This is a genomic window from Ancrocorticia sp. (assembly GCF_052089425.1).
In the GTDB taxonomy this organism is placed as follows: Bacteria; Actinomycetota; Actinomycetes; order Actinomycetales; family Actinomycetaceae; genus Ancrocorticia.
Map to the genome: position 1 here is coordinate 34,371 of NZ_JBQCZW010000016.1, position 15,828 is coordinate 50,198.

Here is a 15,828-nt window from a genome sequence, read left to right on the forward strand (position 1 = left end):
CGTGAGTAGGACTGCTTGGAAGGAAACTCTCCGTACCATCACGGGCTCGTGGGCCCGCTTTGTCTCCATAGCCGCACTGATGTTACTTGGCGCATTTGCCCTCGTGGGCTTGAAGGTCACTGGACCGGACATGCGCGAAACCGGCGCAGAGTTTTTCGAAGAAACAAACCTCGCCGATCTCACAGTGACGTCACCGCTCGGATTAACCAGTGATGATGAGGACGCCATCGGTTCGATCGACCGCTCGGACGCCGAATTCGGCTACATGACCGATGCCCTCGTCGCGGATTCACATCAGACACTACGCGTCATGTCCTCACCTGAGGAGATCTCCACATTTCCCTCGTTTCTGGAGATATGCCGTCCGAACCAGATCAGATTGCTCTCACCGAGGAAATGAACGGCGAGTACTCCGTTGGCGATCAATTGACGCTCAACGAAGGCGCGGAATCGAATCAGCTCGCGGCAAGCACGTTCACAGTCACGGGCTTCGTGCGTTCGAGCGAATTCTTGGACCGAGAGCAACTTGGCCAAACCACGTTGGGAACGGGGCAGCTCGACGGATTTGCGGCTGTGAGTCCTGACGCCTTCGATAGTGACGTCTATTCGATTGCACGGCTAACCTTTTCGGGCAACTCGGAATACGATCCCTACGATCAGGCACTCTTCTCACGTTTCGATACCCAAAAAGAGAAGATAGAAGATCTCGGAACCAACTATACGGTTGAGGATCGGCGCGACTTTTCAGGTTACATAGCCTACGGTGACAGCCCCGATCGCATCGACGCGATCTCCGAAGTGTTCCCGATCTTGCTGTTCGCCATCGCGTCATTGGTCTCCCTGACCACGATGACACGAATGGTACAGGAGCAACGGACCACCAACGGCACCTTCGCTGCGCTGGGATATTCGCCGCGCACCATCCGCAGGAAGTACGTGCTGTACGGGACTCTGGCCAGCTCAATTGGGGCTGTTCTGGGCGTAGCTCTCGGCCACACGCTCCTCCCGATCGTCATCTTCCGGGCTTACAAGGGAATCTTCGCCTTCGATGATCTGACGCTCGGTTTCTACCCCGTCGTCTCTCTCATCGCCATCGGTATCGCCATTCTGTGCACGGCGCTGGTCGCTGCGATTGTGGCCACCAACGAGTTGAAGGAATCTCCAAGCCGCCTCCTCCAACCCAAACCACCAGCAGCTGGCAACCGCATCTTCCTCGAACGCATCACGCCGCTGTGGAAGCGAATGGGCTTCACCCAGAAGGTCACCGCACGCAATCTCTTCCGTTATAAGAAGAGGATGTTCATGACGATATTCGGGATCGCCGGATGTACCGGCCTGCTGATTCTGGCCTTCGGGCTCCGTGATTCCATCAGCGGCTTGGTTGAGAGCCAGTTTGAGGAGATAGTTCATTACGATCTTGTGGCCGTAGATGGTTCGTCCGATAAGAGGGACGACGACGAAGCACTCAGCGGAGTCGATGCTGCCACTACCGTGCGATTCGAACAGCTCTCGGTTCGCGCTGGTGCGGACGATATGGATCAAGAGATCAGCTACATTGCCCCGGTTTCCGGAGCAGATCTGGATGGCTATGTTGAGCCGCGCGATCGTGGATCGGGCAATCCCATCGCTCTGCCTTCTGACGGCGTGATCCTCTCCGAAAAGCTTGCCACGCTTCTTGACGTGGGCAGCGGCGATACGATCACCGTGCAGGATTCCGATGGCAATGACCTCTCGATGAACGTTGATGCCATCACCGAGATGTATGCGGGTCATTACATTCTCACCAGTGACACAGGAGATGCAAAGATCTTCGGAGATCAGGCCATTCCGAACGCGCAGCTGATCCGATTGGCACCGGGTGCAAGCATGGACGCCGTTTCAGCGGCGCTCATGGATCAGCCGGGAACTGTGGCCACTGTGCAAACATCCTCGACAGTTGACACGATCAATTCCGCGATCGATGGCATTGACACCGTGATCTGGGTCTTGATTGTGTGCGCGGTCCTGCTCGCCGTCGTCGTCATCTTTAATCTCACGAATATCAACGTATCGGAACGGATCCGCGAACTCTCCACGATCAAAGTTCTCGGGTTCTACCCACGCGAGGTGACCATGTACATCTTCCGTGAAACGCTCCTCCTCACGATCCTTGGAATACTGGCTGGCTACGCGCTTGGCGTCCCCCTTCTGGGATTCGTGATTCAGTCGATTCCGCCAGATAACCTCATGTTCAAGCCGGACGTTTTGTTGACGAACTACGCCATGTCCGCCGGTATCACGTTCGCCGTTTCGCTTATCATCATGATGGTCATGCACGTCCGACTGAAGAACATTGACATGCTCGACGCTCTGAAGGCACAGGACTGATGGCTGGAAGCCGACAGAAGATGATTGAGGCCGCCACCGCGCTGCTGGATGATGGTGGTGACCTGACTGTTGCATCGGTGACCCGGGCTGCCGAAGTAACCCGCCCAACGTATTATCAACATTTCGAGGACATGGCCGCGCTGATCCAAGAGGCGGCTCTGCAGCGGATCTCGCTAGTACTTGGTGAGCCGAGGGGTCTACGCGCTAACGAACCGTCGCTGCGGGAGCATGTCCGCAGGATCCTTGCCGAGCTGCACAACCACACGCGGTTCTACCTCCGTGCAGTGCATGGACCCGGTTGCTTTGGTTTGCTCCAAGCGGTCATTGACTACGTGACGTGTTATCTGTTGTCGGTAGACGATGTGCGAGGCATCATCGAACGTTCTGCCGGCAGGGAGAACGAAGCCAGAGCGCACTTCATCGCCGCTGGCGCCGTATGGTTCGTTGTGGACTGGCTGGCGCGCGAGGAAGAGGATACGAATCCTCATGAGGGACTTGACATTACTGCCCGCCAGATCATCACCCTCATCGCATCGTCCTCCGGTGCGAGTGAGGGTGAGATCATCGCGCTTCTTTCCTAAAGCTCTGGTACTACCGAGACCTTGAGAGCCTCTCCGCTCTGGACGCGATCTAGGGCGGCGAACAGATCATCCAACGCGTAGGTGTCCGTGTGCAACGCTTTCGCGTTCACGGCGCCCTCGCCAATCAGCCGCAGGGCCTTCTCGTAGTTCGCGCGCGAGGTGTTGGACCCACCTGTGACAACCAGTTCGTTGTAATGAATGAGGTTGGGATCCACCTCAGCCAAGCTTCCCTTGGCGAAGCCCGCGAAGGCGCTCACGTGCCCCTTGGGTCGCGTGCACTCCAACGCTTGCTGGAACAATTCATTGCGACCAATGCACACCACGGTCACATCTGCTCCGCGCCCTTGGGTCAAAGAACGCACGTATTCCTTCACGTCGGTGTTCCTCGGGTCAACGGTCGCGGTAGCACCCAGTTCACGTGCTTGGGCGAGCCTGTCCTCCCCCGTGTTCGACACAATAATCTGGGAAGCGCCCAGATACTTGTTCACCATGACGTGGAGGAGGCCGATCGGACCGGCACCGATAATGAGGACGGTATCGCCCATCTTCGGCTGGTAGTTGGCTACGCCGTTCAGCACACAGCCCAGTGGCTCGCCCAGAGAAACTTCCGCTGGTGTCAGATGATCGGCCGCCTTGTACAGCGCGCGCCGGGCCACCGCCGCCTGAGGAATCAGAACATATTCGGCCAAGCCACCGTCAATCTTATAGCCGAACAGTTCGGCGTTCTCGCACAGGTGCTCGGCGCCACCGCGGCAATAGAAACAGGTTCCACAGGACACCGTGGGGTTGATGCCCACCAAATCTCCCTCAGAATAGCCTTCCACGCCCGCGCCGATCTCATGGACATAGCCGGCGATCTCGTGGCCCAGAATGACTCCGGGGCGAACTCCTGCGGACTTCTCCCCCTTCATAATGCGCACGTCTGTACCGCACACGGTGTTGGAGCCCGTCTTCAGCACGATCTCCCCCGCACCCGCGTGAGGGGTGGGGACATCGCGCAATTCCAGTTGGCCGGGGCCTACAAAAACAGCTGCTTTCATTGTGTATCTCCTTGGGTTCGTGGGGTCATATCTAGTTGCCGTCCGGGCTGATCGCTACCTTGATTCCCTCTCCGGTCTGAGCAAATTCAATGCCTTCCACCACGTCATCCAGCGCGAAGGTGTGCGTGTGGAGTGATTTTACGTCAACCTTGCCCTCGCCGATAAGGCGCAGCGCCCGCTTGTGGGAGGCGCGTGAGGCGTTCGATGCTCCGGTGATTCGGAGCTCACCGTAGTGGATGAGGTTTGGATCCACCTCGGACATGGAGGCTTTCGAGAAACCGGCAAAGGCGTTCACCGCACCGGTTTTGCGGGTCACTTGCATGGCTTGCTGGAGCAGTGTTGGTTGTCCGATGCAGACCACCGTCACGTGGGCGCCCAGCCCATCGGTCAAGGAGCGTACATACTCTTCAAGGTCAGTTGCCGTGGGGTCCACCGTGTGCGTGGCGCCAAACTTCTCCGCTATGGCCCGGCGCGGCTCGGAGGGATCCGACACGATAACCTGCGAGGCACCGAGAAGTAGGTTGACCTGCGTGTGCAGCAAACCGATCGGGCCGGCACCGATGATCAGAACCGTATCGCCCACCTGTGTCTGGTATTGGCTGGCGCCATTGAGCACGCAGCCGAGCGGTTCCGCCAGCGATACTTCGGCGGGGGTCAGATGGGAGGCCGCGTGGAACACGCAGCGGCGATCCAGAGCCTCCCGTGGGAACTTCATGTACTCGGCAAGTCCGCCATTCTTCCGGTAACCGATAATGGTGGCGTCCGTGCACAGGTGCTCCTTGCCGTGCTGGCAGTAGTAGCACCGAAGGCACGGGATGGTGGGGACTCCGCCGATCAGCTCGCCCTCATGGAAGTCCCCAACACCCTCACCTACTTCAGTAACATATCCGGAGAATTCATGGCCGAGCACCACTCCCCGGTCTATTCCTTTGCTCTTTTCGCCGCGGAGAATACGGCCGTCCGTTCCGCACACCGTATTGGCGCCCACACGAACTACCACCTCGCCCGGTCCAGCATGAGGATCTGGAATCTCTTGCAACTCGAGTTGGCCTGGACCAACGAAAATAGCAGCCTTCATGTGTGCTCTACTCTCCTACAGCGATCGTTGTGATACGTGTTAGCGGTTCTGGATCTCGGTCAATGTGTGGACCATCGGCGCTGAACCCGGGTACAGATCCAAGTACACCTGGAACATCTCCTTGTAGAGTTCCTCGTTATCCGGATTTGGTTCGATCTCGCGTGCCGCTTCGTTCCATGTGTCCGTTGGCGAAACCGCGCCGATTGCCATCGCCGCGAGTTGAGCATCGCCGTAGGCCGCGCCGATCGTGACCTTCGGGATGTACTGCTTAATGCCGATGATGTCAGACATGATCTGCGGCCACAGGCCACCCGTGGTGCCACCTCCCACGGCCCAATACTCGGTGGCTTTTCCGCCGCAATTGGCGATGGTCTCAAGAATGTGGCGGGAGCCGTACCCAGTTGCCTCCAAAACGGAGCGGTAGATGTCACCTTCGTTATGCGTCAAGTTAAGGCCTGCAATCACGCCGCGGGCGGCCGGATCAGAGATCGGCGTGCGCTCACCCGAGAAGTAGGGAAGCGTGATCAAACCGTTAGAGCCCGGAGAGGACTTGGCGGCCTTGGCGGATAGTTCGTCATACCCCTGTCCCGTCAAGTCCGAGACCCACGTGGTGAGCGATCCGGTTGTGGACATACCACCCGAGAGGTTGTAGGTGCCCTCGATCAGTCCAGAACAGGACCAGAGCGAAGGACCAATGAGGGCCTTGTCCGTCACTTGCACGCCCACCATCGTGGAACCGTACATGATGAGAACCTGACCGGGCTGCGATACACCGGAAGAAAGCGCTTCAACGAAGGCATCGATGGAACCAACAGCCACCGGTGTACCTTCCTTGAGGCCCGTGATGCGTGAGGCGCTATCTGTGATGTAACCTGCCACTTCGTTGGACCACATGAGGCGGGGCATCGGAAGGTCCTCACAGACTTCTTCTACCCACTCAGGCACCCAATCGCGCGTGAACGGCGAATACAGCGGTTCGCACATTGAGGCGGCCAGATGATCCATCACGTAGGCGCCGGTCAGGTGGAACACACAGTAGGTATGTGCCATCAGGAAGCGCTCCGTGCGCGCCCATACCTCTGGTTCATTCTTCTTGAGCCATTCGATCTTCGGACCAACCGATTGTGCCGTAAGACCGTTACCGCATGTCTTGAGGATCTCTTCCTCGCCATAGCGCTCGGTCAGCTCATCAATCTCAACCGCTGCACGCGTATCAACGCCGTAGAGGATAGCCGGGCGTAGCGGCACTCCCCTATCCGTTGCCGGGAGGAACACCGGGCCGATGCCCGAGATACACACTCCGGCTACATCGCCCTTAGCGTATGCCGTGAGCTTACGGCATACTTCCACCACGTCTTTCCACCAGACCGTGTCAGCATCATGTTCAGCCCAGCCCGGCTGAGGGAACGAAGTCTCGTGGCGTACAACCTCACTGAACAGGACGTTTCCATCCGTATCGGCAAGAACGCCCTTCGTTGAACCGGTACCAATATCGATACCAATTACCAAATCGGCCATCTCTTCATCTCCTTCGATAAAGGGCATGTTGCCACATCCCACGGGTGACTCTCACCCGTACACTCTCTAGGAATGGCTACCCTGGTATTCAGTTATTACCCACGTATTACCCACGATCCAGCGTGTTACGCAGATCACTTTCATGCGATGGATTGTACCCCGGACGCTAGTGACGGAGCTGGCCACCACTGACATCCACCGTTGCACCCGTCATGTAATTCGAGCTCTCGGATACGAGGAACGCCGCCACGTTTGCCACTTCTTGTGCAGTGGCGAGCCGCCCAATAGGAATGCGCTCCTCATAGAACTCGCGGCGGGTCGCTAGTGCTTCGGCGATCATAGGGGATTCCATGGTCCCTATAGCCAACGCGTTGACCGTGATGCCGTTAGCACCCATCTCATTAGCAAGCGATCGCGTCATCGCCACCATCCCAGCCTTGGCAATCGCGTAGGGAATGTGGCCGGTTGACGAGCCGAGGAATGCCGCTTGAGAGGTAACGTTGAGGATTCTTCCGCTCCTACCCTCTTCACGTGCGGCCACGATGAAGCGCTGGGAGAGCTTGAGGGCCGAGTAGATGTTGACATCCATTGACCTGTCCCAATCGCTATCCGTGATCTCACCGATCTTGCACGTCAGCCACAACCCAGCATTATTCACCAGGATGTCTAGCCCGCCGAATGCCTGAACAGCCTGATCGAACAGGGCGTCCATTTCACTACGCACAGCCAGATCCGCCCTGATCGCCACGGCGTTGTCCGGCCCCAACTCGTCAATCAGCTCCTTGGCCTCGTCCTGGCGGCTGCGGTAGTTGATGACAACCTTGGCGCCTTCGTTCACCAGTGTGCGGACGAGCTGGGCACCAAGTCCCGATGCCCCACCTGTGACGAGAACTCGTTGACCGTTTAAGCCTAGGTCCATGGGTTTCCTTCCCTTCGGTTAGAGGAACTCACGCAGGAGGCGTTCGCTGAGTAGACGCGGAGTCTTGCGGAACGCATCTTGGGTTGACCCTGCCAGATGAGATGTAATGGTGGCGTTCTCCAAGGACATCCACGGCGAATCAGCCGGGAGCGGCTCATCGTCAAACGTGTCAATCGCTGCTCCCATGATCGCGCCCCCTCCAAGCGCAGCCAGAAGTGCCTGTTCATCAACCAGTCCAGAACGCGCGGTGTTGACGAGTATGGCATTCGGCTTGAGCAACCCGATGCGGCGCGCATCAATAAGGTGGTGATTCTCGGCCGTCAATCGGGAATGGATTGTCACAATATCGGACTGAGCGAGCAGATCGTCAAGTTCCTCCACCTTGTCGCCGTACTCGGATTCCTGCGTGAAGGGATCAAAGAAGATGCACGTGGCATCGAACCCGGAAAGGAACTTCATCACAAGCTGCCCAATCGCGCCCGCACCAATAACACCTACCGTGCGGCCCTCAAGTTCGGGAATATCCGCAGAATTTGGGAAGTCCTTGAGCCACACGTGCTGGCGCATGGCGGCGTGAGTGCGCGCGATGTTGCGGCTTTCCGCCAGTATCAAACCCACCGCGAATTCGGCAACCGCGCGAGCATTGCGTCCCTGCGTGTTGAAGACGGGGACCCCAGCCTCCTTTGCAGCATCCGAATCCACGTTCTCTGTGCCACCACGCATCACGCCGATCGCTTGAAGGTTCGGAGAAGATCCAATGAGCGCAGCCGATATCGGGGCGAACTGGGTGATAACAACTTCTGCCGCCCGCACTTTGTCCTGAAGGTCAGCGGGCAGGTCCACCCCGTTTGGGCCCTTTAGTTCCACCTGAAGGTTGATCTCTTGCAGGTCCTCAATCACGTCAGGTCCCCAAGAGACCACATCCACATCGTGGCCGGCCTCAACAAGAGCTTGTGTCCCCTCCGTCAACATATCGGCAGGAATGTAGGCATCGGCAATTGCTAGAACTCTCATCATGACTCCTTTGCAGCAATCCACTGCGTTTCAGAAATGGGTGCACCAAGGCTTGCGAGGTGCTCCTCGAAGCGAGCGAACCGCTTTTGGAACAAGTCCGCGAACTCAGGATTCGGATAAACGGTCTCGCGGGTCTTCCCCGCCATGTGTTCAACGGCGGTCGGGATATCGGGATGAATACCCGCAGCAACTGCCGAACACATCGCCGATCCGAGCGTTCCCGATTCTTCAGCATCAACGATATCCAACGGCAGCCCGATCGCATCGGCAAACATCTGCGCCCAGATCTGCGAGTTAGCCGCACCACCGGTAAAGCGAACGTGGCCTGTCAGATCGATGTAGCCGCGCAGCTGCTTGATGTGGTGCATGTGCGAGAAGATGACTCCCTCATACACGGCCCGCACCATATGGCGCATGTCGTGATAACTCGTCATTCCAACAAACCCGGCGCGGCCGTCAGGGATGATGGACGTGCCATTGATGAAGGGCAGGAAGAACGGGTCCTGCACTTCTGGAGTGAAATCGTGGATCAGCTTCTCGCAGAGGGCAAACACTTCCCCGTCGGTCATCTCCCGATCACCGAACACGTCCAAGTACCTGCGCACCACGTTGCGGATGTACCAATCAAGGTTGGACACGCCATTCGGGCTACCTTCAAGAATCAGCCACGTGTCGGGAATCGGATACACATCCGTCAGGAACACCCGATTCTCTAGTTGGAGATCCGTGGAAATAACTTGGTTAATGGACCATGTCCCCGTGATCACTGAAAGCTCATCTTTTTTCGTCAGGCCCGAGGCCAGCGCGCCGGCAACGATATCCATCGTCCCACCCGCCACCGGAGTTCCTGCAGCCAGACCCGTGGCGGAAGCGACTTCTTCGGTCACGTATCCGCCAAACTCCGTGGAATCCACAACGGGCGGCATCTTTTCGACCCACCGGGAAATACCGAAGAAGTCGAACAGATCCGAATCCACCTCGCGAGTCAGAATGTTCGCCAAACACACACCACATGCGTCCGTGGTTTCGAGTGTGGCCGTGCCCGTCAAACGCAGCCGAATATAGTCCTTACACGAGAGAATATAATCGGTTTCTTCGAATACCTCGGGTTCGTTATCATCCAACCACGCCAGCAGCGCTGGCGGCTGGCCAGCCCACACAGTTGATCCCGTCTTTGACTGAACGCGCTCCTTGTAGTCCGGCTGTTCCAACCAGCGATCAACGTAGCTCTGGGCCCGCGCGTCCGTGGAGATGATGCCGTTGCGTGAGGCCGAACCATCCTTCTTGGCTAGGTAGAGGCCGTTGCCGTGCCCAGTAATTGCGAGGGCCGCGATATCCTTCGGATCGATACTGACTTGATCAAGGCAGCGGCGGATCGCCCGAATGTTCGCTTGCCAGAGATCCTCACAGTCCCGCTCCGTGAAGAGTGGCTGTGGCACTAACGTGTCCATGTGGCTCTGCGCCAAAGCATGGATCGTACCCTCGCTGTCATAGATAGCGGCCTTAATCACCGTGCCGCCATTATCGATACCCATTACAAACTTCTCGCTCATCAATCCTCCTCGATTGGACGTGGGCGGTGCTGAGCCCACGCGAGCTAGCTAACTAAAACGTCATCTTCCACAACTCGGGCGTACTTGTCGTAATGGCCTCGTAGCCCAGATCAAACAGGTCATCCGCCTCATCGCGAGTACGGACCATCCCTCCCGCAATCAGCGCGCTCGAATCGCTCCACTGCTCGAACAGATCGTAGTAGCGGCTGGCAAGAGCTCCTGGAAGAACCTCGATTCCATCGGGTCGTGCTTCACCTAGGCTGGCAAGGCTTCGGTCCAAGGATCGCGAGTCCATAATGAATACGCGCTGGATGGCGAGCAGTTTGGCTTTCTTCGCCGCGGACACAACGTGTGCGCTCTGCGAAAGAACGCCATCCACGTGGAACATGTTGCGCAGCAGCTTGATACCATCGCGATCCGCTTTGAACCCACCAATGAGGTCCGCATGGACCAGAACCATCTTGCCGGCATCGGCAAGCACCGCGGCAAGTGGCTCCAAGTTGCCAATGTGGACCTCGGAGAGCAGCACAAAATCCGATGGGCACTGCGCTGCGAGGTCCAGATCCTTCAACCGCCGAACCGACGGAATGATGGTTGGCCTATCGAATTCGATCATGAATCCAGTGAATCGTAGATCGCCATCGCATCCTTGGCACTGGCGCCTTCGTGAACCAAGGCATTGAGGGCGGAAACTACCGCGAGCGGCTTCGGATCCTGTGTGATGTTACGGCCTACCGCCACGCCCTTCGCTCCACATTCGATAACGTGCTGGACGAAAGCAAAGTAAGTTTCGTGATCCGATTTCGGGCCACCCAGAGCGATAACGGGAACGGTACAATTCTCAACGATCTTTCGATCTGCATCGGTCCCGGCAAAACGGGTCTTGATGATGTCCGCTCCAAGCTCCTCCGAGAACCGCGAGGCCACCGCCACAACTTCCGGATCAGCGGATTCTGGTGTTGTCACCGGGTAGCCATAAGGAAGGGTCTCACACATGAACGGAACGTTCCATTCATCGCATTGCTGGGCCAACATGGCCGCAAAGGCATTGGTTGACCGCTCATTGTGTGCACCGGGGAAGTTCATGATGACAACTCCGTCTGCACCAACCTTCAGCGCGTCCGTCACGTCAAAAGCTGGCATGTTATCGGGAACGCTGGCGTCAAATACACCCGTTGTGACATCCACTCGCAGGCACATACCTACGTTAGTGAAGTATTCGGCAAAGTTCTTTGCCTGCCCGTAGGTGACCAGAACGTTGTCCAGCCCGTGTTTGGCCATTTCGGGAACGGTGCGAGCCGCGTGATCAACTCCGGCGGTACTCGCCGAGAACCCGAAACCATCCAACGCGAGAGTGACCGTTTTGCCGTCCTCCGCAAAGATATTGCCTAATCTACGTGTCTTCTCCACAGTTCTTCTCCCTCGAAGTTTTGACTTCTTAACAACAAGCAAGGCTCACACAGATCAACGATCTTGTGTGAGCCTTCATAACCATCTCATGTATGTTTTGTTATACAGGTCACCCTATCGGCAGTCGTGGTCCACACGCAACGCACGGACACGTGTCTGCCATCACAATTTAGGACCGAAGTCATGCCTTCAGTTGGGGAGTCCCAACGCGCCCCTGACATCCACAATCCCGATCGCGCACATGAGGGCATACATGTTTGTTGGACCAACGAATGCGAAACCACGTGCCTTAAGATCCTTCGCTAACGCGGCGGATTCGGTTGATTGGGTGGGCAGCATACCCTCCGAATCAAGCTGGACAGATTCTTCCAACCGATACGACCAGACGAGCTCCGAGAGGTCGCCAGTCTCTCGCAAAGCCACGGAAGCCCTCGCATTCGTGATGGCAGCATCGATCTTTCGCCGGTTCCTGACGATGGCGGACTCCCCCATCAACCTCACGATATCCGCAGCCCCGTACCGGCCAACAACCTCCGGATCGAAGCCATCAAACGCTTCCCGGAAAGCCTCACGCTTCTTCAGAATGGTCAACCAAGACAGCCCCGATTGAAACACTTCCAAGCACAAACGCTCGAACACTGGCTGCTCCCCGTATACCTCCCTTCCCCATTCGTTTACCATGTACTCCTGCATCAGCGGGTCGGTCCCCACCCACGCTGGCACGTTCTCCATTGTTCACATCTCCTCGGGTACTCACCTGGTCTCTATCCCACCACGACGATGCCGTACCTCGCATGCCCGTGCAGCCGTTATCCACACCCTTGTCTTTGGGGAAACGCCCGCGCCGTGACCAGCCGCCGAAGGGACGAAGGTCCACACTCGCGACACCGTGCTCAGCGTAGCGTAGTTCAGACTCATGTAACGGACACGCGTTCAATAGTTCCACGGTCTATTTCTCGTGGTGATGGGAGATACCTATGAGTACCTTCAAGGCTGCAAACCCTACCCGGCGGAGCTTCCTCAAGTGGTCAGGAATAGCGGGCGGAGCCGCAACTCTCGCAGCGGCAAGCACCCCCACACGTGGTGTGTTGATTCCGGCGGCAAATGCAGATGGAACGCCATCCGCGGACAAGACAGTGTGGAACGCATGTACCGTCAACTGTGGCTCGCGATGCCCGTTGCGTCTTCAGGTGAAGGACGGCGTCGTGGTGCGCATCCTGCCAGATAACAGCGGCGACGATTCGGACTTCGGCAATCACAACATCCGCGCATGCGTTCGCGGGCGCTCCATCCGCGAGAAGATCTATTCGCCCCATCGCCTCAAGAAGCCTCTCAAGCGCAAGGCTGGAACCAAGCGCGGGGACGGCGAATACGAGGAGATCAGCTGGAATCAGGCCTTCGATGAGATCGCCGATGCCATGCGCCACACGATTGACACCTACGGGAACGAGGCGCTGTACGCCAACAACGGCACCGGCACTACCGGTGGAAACATGCTGCACCGCCGCCTTGTCTGGCGGTTCTTTGATGCCGCAGGTGGTTGCCTACAGCCCCTGCGGAACTACTCCAACGCCGCGGCAATTGTTGCCGGCACCTACCAGTACGGCGGCGCATACACCTCCAACTCCACCGTTGATGCCCAGAACTCGAAGCTCCAAGTGATGTTCGGACTGAACCAAGCTGAGACCCGAATGTCTGGTGGCGGCGAACTCTACAACATCCTCCAGATCAAGAAGAAGTACGGAGTCAAGACTATTGTCATTGATCCGCGCTACTCCGAAACGGCCTTAACGATCGGCGATGAGTGGATCGCCCTACGTCCCGGAACGGACGCTGCGCTCGTCGCCGGACTGGTTCACGTGATGGTTGCCGAAGGCCTACACGATCAAGACTTCCTCGATACGCACTGCGTTGGTTTCGATGATGACCACCTTCCCGATGGAGCTCCATCCGGATCCTCATACCGCGCCTATCTTGAAGGCGATGGTCCGGACGGAATCGAGAAAACCCCTGAATGGGCTGCGGAGATCACCGGTGTTCCCGCCGATCGTATCCGCCAGCTAGCCCGTGAAATCGCTACCGCCAAACCCTGTGCCATCACAGCCGGCTGGGGCCTGCAACGGAGGGCGAACGGAGAAAACCAGTCGCGTTCTATCTTCACGCTCGCGGCAGTCACTGGAAACATCGGTGTCCCCGGCGGCGGCACGGGTGGCTGGACCACGTCCTATGCTATGCCGCTTCCCACCTTCCCCGATCTAGCCGAGAAGCCCATTACCGTGGGCATCCCAGTATTTAAGTGGTCGGACGCCGTGGATCACGGCGAGAAGTTCACTGCGAAGAGGGACGGCGTCGAGGGTGCCGACCGTCTACACGTAGGCATCAAGTTCATGATCAGCTACGCGGCTAACACGATCATGAATCAGCACGCCGATCCCGATCGAATCCGGGAGATTCTGGCCGACGAATCCAAACTGGAAACTCTCGTAGTGATCGATACGCTGATGACTGCCTCGGCCAAGATGGCCGATTACATCCTCCCGGACGCGATGAGCGTTGAACAGCCTGACTTGGTCAAGAACGAGGATTCTGGCGAAACTGGTTATGCCATCTACGCCCAGCCCGCCATTGATCCGCCAGGAGATGCCAAGCCTGTCTATGAGATACTTTGCGAGATTCTCGAGCGGCTCGATCCTGCAGCCCTAGAGCGGTTCACCGAAGGTCACACGCAACAAGAGTGGGTGTCCCAGATGTACAGCGAAGGACGTTCGGAGCATCCCGAGTATCCAACCGAAGAGGAGTTCGCACAACAGGGTGTGATTCGCGAGATCAATCCAGATGGCTTTACGGTTCCGTTCAAGGATTTCCGCGATGATCCGCAGGCCAATCCCCTAGAGACTCCTTCTGGAAAGATTGAGATCTACTCCGAGCAACTGGCCACCATGGCCGAGGAATGGGAGTTCGATCCAGACCTGACCGGCGATCGCATCACGGCACTTCCTGAGTACGTCGAGTCGTGGGAGGGAAGCGAAGAGGCAGCAGCCTCCAGCGAGTATCCGCTCCAATGCATCGATCACCACACGAAGGGCCGTACCCACTCCAGTTATTGGGAGCAGCCGTGGATCATGGAGGCTCACCCGCAGCACGTGTGGATGAATCCAGTTGATGCAGAAGCACGTGGGCTTTCCACCGACGAGCGGATTCAGGTGACTTCGCGGCGCGGCGCCATCCGCAGCCTCGCTTTCGTAACGGGGAGGATTGCACCCGGGGTCATTTCCATTCCACAGGGAGCGTGGTATTCACCCGGAGATGATGGGGTCGACGACGGCGCCTGCGCGTCAACCCTCGCCAGCCTCAACGCAACCCCTGTGGCCAAGGGCAACACACAACAGCAGATCATCGCTCAGGTGAAGAGGATTTAGCCGAACCCGTGCCAGCTCCCCATCCCGCGCGTAGGCTTGACCCACAACCAACAAGGGAGTTGACATGTCTGAATTTCAAGAGAGGTTCTCGCTAGAGGGCAAAAGGGTCTTGCTGACTGGCGCATCGAAAGGAATCGGTGCGGCGATCGCTGACGTGTTGGCGGACGCTGGCGCTGACCTGATTCTCTCGGCACGAGACGAGGGCCAGCTACTGGAAACCGCAAAGGTGGTCGAAGCCAAGGGGCGCACTGCGCATATCGTTTCTGCGGACCTGACCACCGCAGCCGGCGCACGCGAGCTCGGCAAGCAGGCCCTAGAAATATACGATGCAATCGATATCTTGGTGAACTGCGCCGGAGTTGCCCGCGTGGCTCCTTTCGAAGAGCTGACACAGGAGATGTGGGACCAGACGATGGCCGTGAATCTGACGGCACCTTTCGCCCTTACTCAGGAGATCGTCCCCTCGATGATCAAGCAGGGTAAGGGGAAGATCGTCAACATCGCCTCGCAAACCGGCGTAATCGGAGCCGATGATCATGCTGCCTACGCAGCATCAAAGGGTGGGCTCATCTCGCTAACCCGTGTACTCGCCGGCGAGCTGGGCCCGCACAACATCCAAGTCAACTCCGTGTGCCCCACGGTGATTCTTACACCGATGGGTGAGAAGGTATGGGGACCACCTGAAAAGGGCGATCCGATGAAGGCCAAGATCCCGCTCGGCCGTTTTGGTCAGCCAGTCGAGGTTGCCGATCTCGTGCTCTATTTGGCGTCTTCGGCCTCCGATTTTATGAGCGGTGGGACGGTCATGTTGGATGGCGGGTATACGGCCTTGTAGACCACGTGTGTCTACCGGGCTTGACCCTAACGCCGCGTCAGGCATCATCCTGAATGGGTGAGAGAGAATGGTTCCATGACGCATACGCCAAACC

At 57.7% G+C, this 15,828-nt stretch carries 14 protein-coding genes; 5 read left to right on the forward strand and 9 right to left on the reverse strand.

Translation table 11 applies throughout. The features are described from left to right. The first annotated feature begins 1 nt into the window (after position 1). Genes ACTHV6_RS06815 through ACTHV6_RS06825 form a run of 3 tightly spaced genes read left to right on the forward strand, consistent with a single transcriptional unit; the run spans position 2 to position 2,948 of the window. Positions 2 to 400, forward strand: coding sequence for a hypothetical protein (locus ACTHV6_RS06815; RefSeq protein ID WP_441386533.1), 399 nt, complete (start codon positions 2 to 4; stop codon positions 398 to 400). Continuing rightward, positions 358 to 2,367, forward strand: coding sequence for an ABC transporter permease (locus ACTHV6_RS06820; protein ID WP_441386534.1), 2,010 nt, complete (start codon positions 358 to 360; stop codon positions 2,365 to 2,367). Before ACTHV6_RS06815 ends, ACTHV6_RS06820 begins: the two co-directional genes overlap by 43 nt. Beyond that, complete coding sequence (locus ACTHV6_RS06825; RefSeq protein ID WP_441386535.1) at positions 2,367 to 2,948, forward strand: TetR/AcrR family transcriptional regulator; 582 nt, start codon at positions 2,367 to 2,369, stop codon at positions 2,946 to 2,948. The genes ACTHV6_RS06820 and ACTHV6_RS06825 overlap by 1 nt, the downstream gene beginning before the upstream one ends. Here ACTHV6_RS06825 and ACTHV6_RS06830 read toward each other — a convergent pair. The 9 genes from ACTHV6_RS06830 to ACTHV6_RS06870 all read right to left on the reverse strand — a co-directional run bounded on the left by ACTHV6_RS06830 (position 2,945) and on the right by ACTHV6_RS06870 (position 12,212). Continuing rightward, positions 2,945 to 3,988, reverse strand: a complete 1,044-nt coding sequence (locus ACTHV6_RS06830; protein WP_441386536.1) for a zinc-binding dehydrogenase — start codon at positions 3,986 to 3,988, stop codon at positions 2,945 to 2,947. The genes ACTHV6_RS06825 and ACTHV6_RS06830 overlap by 4 nt on opposite strands. A gap of 31 nt (positions 3,989 to 4,019) precedes the next feature. Next, complete coding sequence (locus ACTHV6_RS06835; RefSeq protein WP_441386537.1) at positions 4,020 to 5,066, reverse strand: zinc-binding dehydrogenase; 1,047 nt, start codon at positions 5,064 to 5,066, stop codon at positions 4,020 to 4,022. 39 nt (positions 5,067 to 5,105) lie between these two features. Further along, the gene (locus ACTHV6_RS06840) at positions 5,106 to 6,584 is read right to left on the reverse strand and encodes an FGGY-family carbohydrate kinase (RefSeq protein WP_441386538.1); all 1,479 of its coding nucleotides are present in this window, start codon (positions 6,582 to 6,584) and stop codon (positions 5,106 to 5,108) included. 166 nt (positions 6,585 to 6,750) lie between these two features. Beyond that, complete coding sequence (locus ACTHV6_RS06845; protein ID WP_441386539.1) at positions 6,751 to 7,503, reverse strand: SDR family NAD(P)-dependent oxidoreductase; 753 nt, start codon at positions 7,501 to 7,503, stop codon at positions 6,751 to 6,753. Between the two features lie 18 nt (positions 7,504 to 7,521). Next, on the reverse strand, positions 7,522 to 8,520 hold the full coding sequence (locus tag ACTHV6_RS06850; RefSeq protein ID WP_441386540.1) for a 2-hydroxyacid dehydrogenase: 999 nt from the start codon (positions 8,518 to 8,520) through the stop codon (positions 7,522 to 7,524). Continuing rightward, positions 8,517 to 10,070: an FGGY-family carbohydrate kinase gene (locus ACTHV6_RS06855; protein ID WP_441386541.1), complete on the reverse strand. Its 1,554-nt coding sequence runs from the start codon at positions 10,068 to 10,070 to the stop codon at positions 8,517 to 8,519. Before ACTHV6_RS06855 ends, ACTHV6_RS06850 begins: the two co-directional genes overlap by 4 nt. A 52-nt stretch (positions 10,071 to 10,122) precedes the next feature. Beyond that, complete coding sequence (locus ACTHV6_RS06860) at positions 10,123 to 10,686, reverse strand: glycerol-3-phosphate responsive antiterminator (protein WP_441386542.1); 564 nt, start codon at positions 10,684 to 10,686, stop codon at positions 10,123 to 10,125. Beyond that, positions 10,683 to 11,480: a class I fructose-bisphosphate aldolase gene (locus tag ACTHV6_RS06865; protein WP_441386543.1), complete on the reverse strand. Its 798-nt coding sequence runs from the start codon at positions 11,478 to 11,480 to the stop codon at positions 10,683 to 10,685. Before ACTHV6_RS06865 ends, ACTHV6_RS06860 begins: the two co-directional genes overlap by 4 nt. A gap of 189 nt (positions 11,481 to 11,669) precedes the next feature. Further along, complete coding sequence (locus ACTHV6_RS06870) at positions 11,670 to 12,212, reverse strand: DNA-3-methyladenine glycosylase I (RefSeq protein WP_441386544.1); 543 nt, start codon at positions 12,210 to 12,212, stop codon at positions 11,670 to 11,672. Positions 12,213 to 12,457: 245 nt separating this feature from the next. Here ACTHV6_RS06870 and ACTHV6_RS06875 point away from each other — a divergent pair, with 245 nt between their 5' ends. After that, a complete protein-coding gene (locus tag ACTHV6_RS06875; protein WP_441386545.1) occupies positions 12,458 to 14,899 on the forward strand; it encodes a DMSO/selenate family reductase complex A subunit in 2,442 nt (813 codons plus the stop codon). Positions 14,900 to 14,963: 64 nt separating this feature from the next. Beyond that, positions 14,964 to 15,734, forward strand: a complete 771-nt coding sequence (locus ACTHV6_RS06880; RefSeq protein WP_441386546.1) for an SDR family NAD(P)-dependent oxidoreductase — start codon at positions 14,964 to 14,966, stop codon at positions 15,732 to 15,734. Positions 15,735 to 15,828 lie beyond the last annotated feature (94 nt).

Bases quoted from the DNA above. Each gene is read 5' to 3' on its own strand.
- ACTHV6_RS06820 (WP_441386534.1), top strand. From the start codon at position 358: ATGCCGTCCGAACCAGATCAGATTGCTCTCACCGAGGAAATGAACGGC.
- ACTHV6_RS06825 (WP_441386535.1), top strand. From the start codon at position 2,367: ATGGCTGGAAGCCGACAGAAGATGATTGAGGCCGCCACCGCGCTGCTG.
- ACTHV6_RS06830 (WP_441386536.1), bottom strand. From the start codon at position 3,988: ATGAAAGCAGCTGTTTTTGTAGGCCCCGGCCAACTGGAATTGCGCGAT.
- ACTHV6_RS06835 (WP_441386537.1), bottom strand. From the start codon at position 5,066: ATGAAGGCTGCTATTTTCGTTGGTCCAGGCCAACTCGAGTTGCAAGAG.
- ACTHV6_RS06840 (WP_441386538.1), bottom strand. From the start codon at position 6,584: ATGGCCGATTTGGTAATTGGTATCGATATTGGTACCGGTTCAACGAAG.
- ACTHV6_RS06845 (WP_441386539.1), bottom strand. From the start codon at position 7,503: ATGGACCTAGGCTTAAACGGTCAACGAGTTCTCGTCACAGGTGGGGCA.
- ACTHV6_RS06850 (WP_441386540.1), bottom strand. From the start codon at position 8,520: ATGATGAGAGTTCTAGCAATTGCCGATGCCTACATTCCTGCCGATATG.
- ACTHV6_RS06855 (WP_441386541.1), bottom strand. From the start codon at position 10,070: ATGAGCGAGAAGTTTGTAATGGGTATCGATAATGGCGGCACGGTGATT.
- ACTHV6_RS06860 (WP_441386542.1), bottom strand. From the start codon at position 10,686: ATGATCGAATTCGATAGGCCAACCATCATTCCGTCGGTTCGGCGGTTG.
- ACTHV6_RS06870 (WP_441386544.1), bottom strand. From the start codon at position 12,212: ATGGAGAACGTGCCAGCGTGGGTGGGGACCGACCCGCTGATGCAGGAG.
- ACTHV6_RS06875 (WP_441386545.1), top strand. From the start codon at position 12,458: ATGAGTACCTTCAAGGCTGCAAACCCTACCCGGCGGAGCTTCCTCAAG.
- ACTHV6_RS06880 (WP_441386546.1), top strand. From the start codon at position 14,964: ATGTCTGAATTTCAAGAGAGGTTCTCGCTAGAGGGCAAAAGGGTCTTG.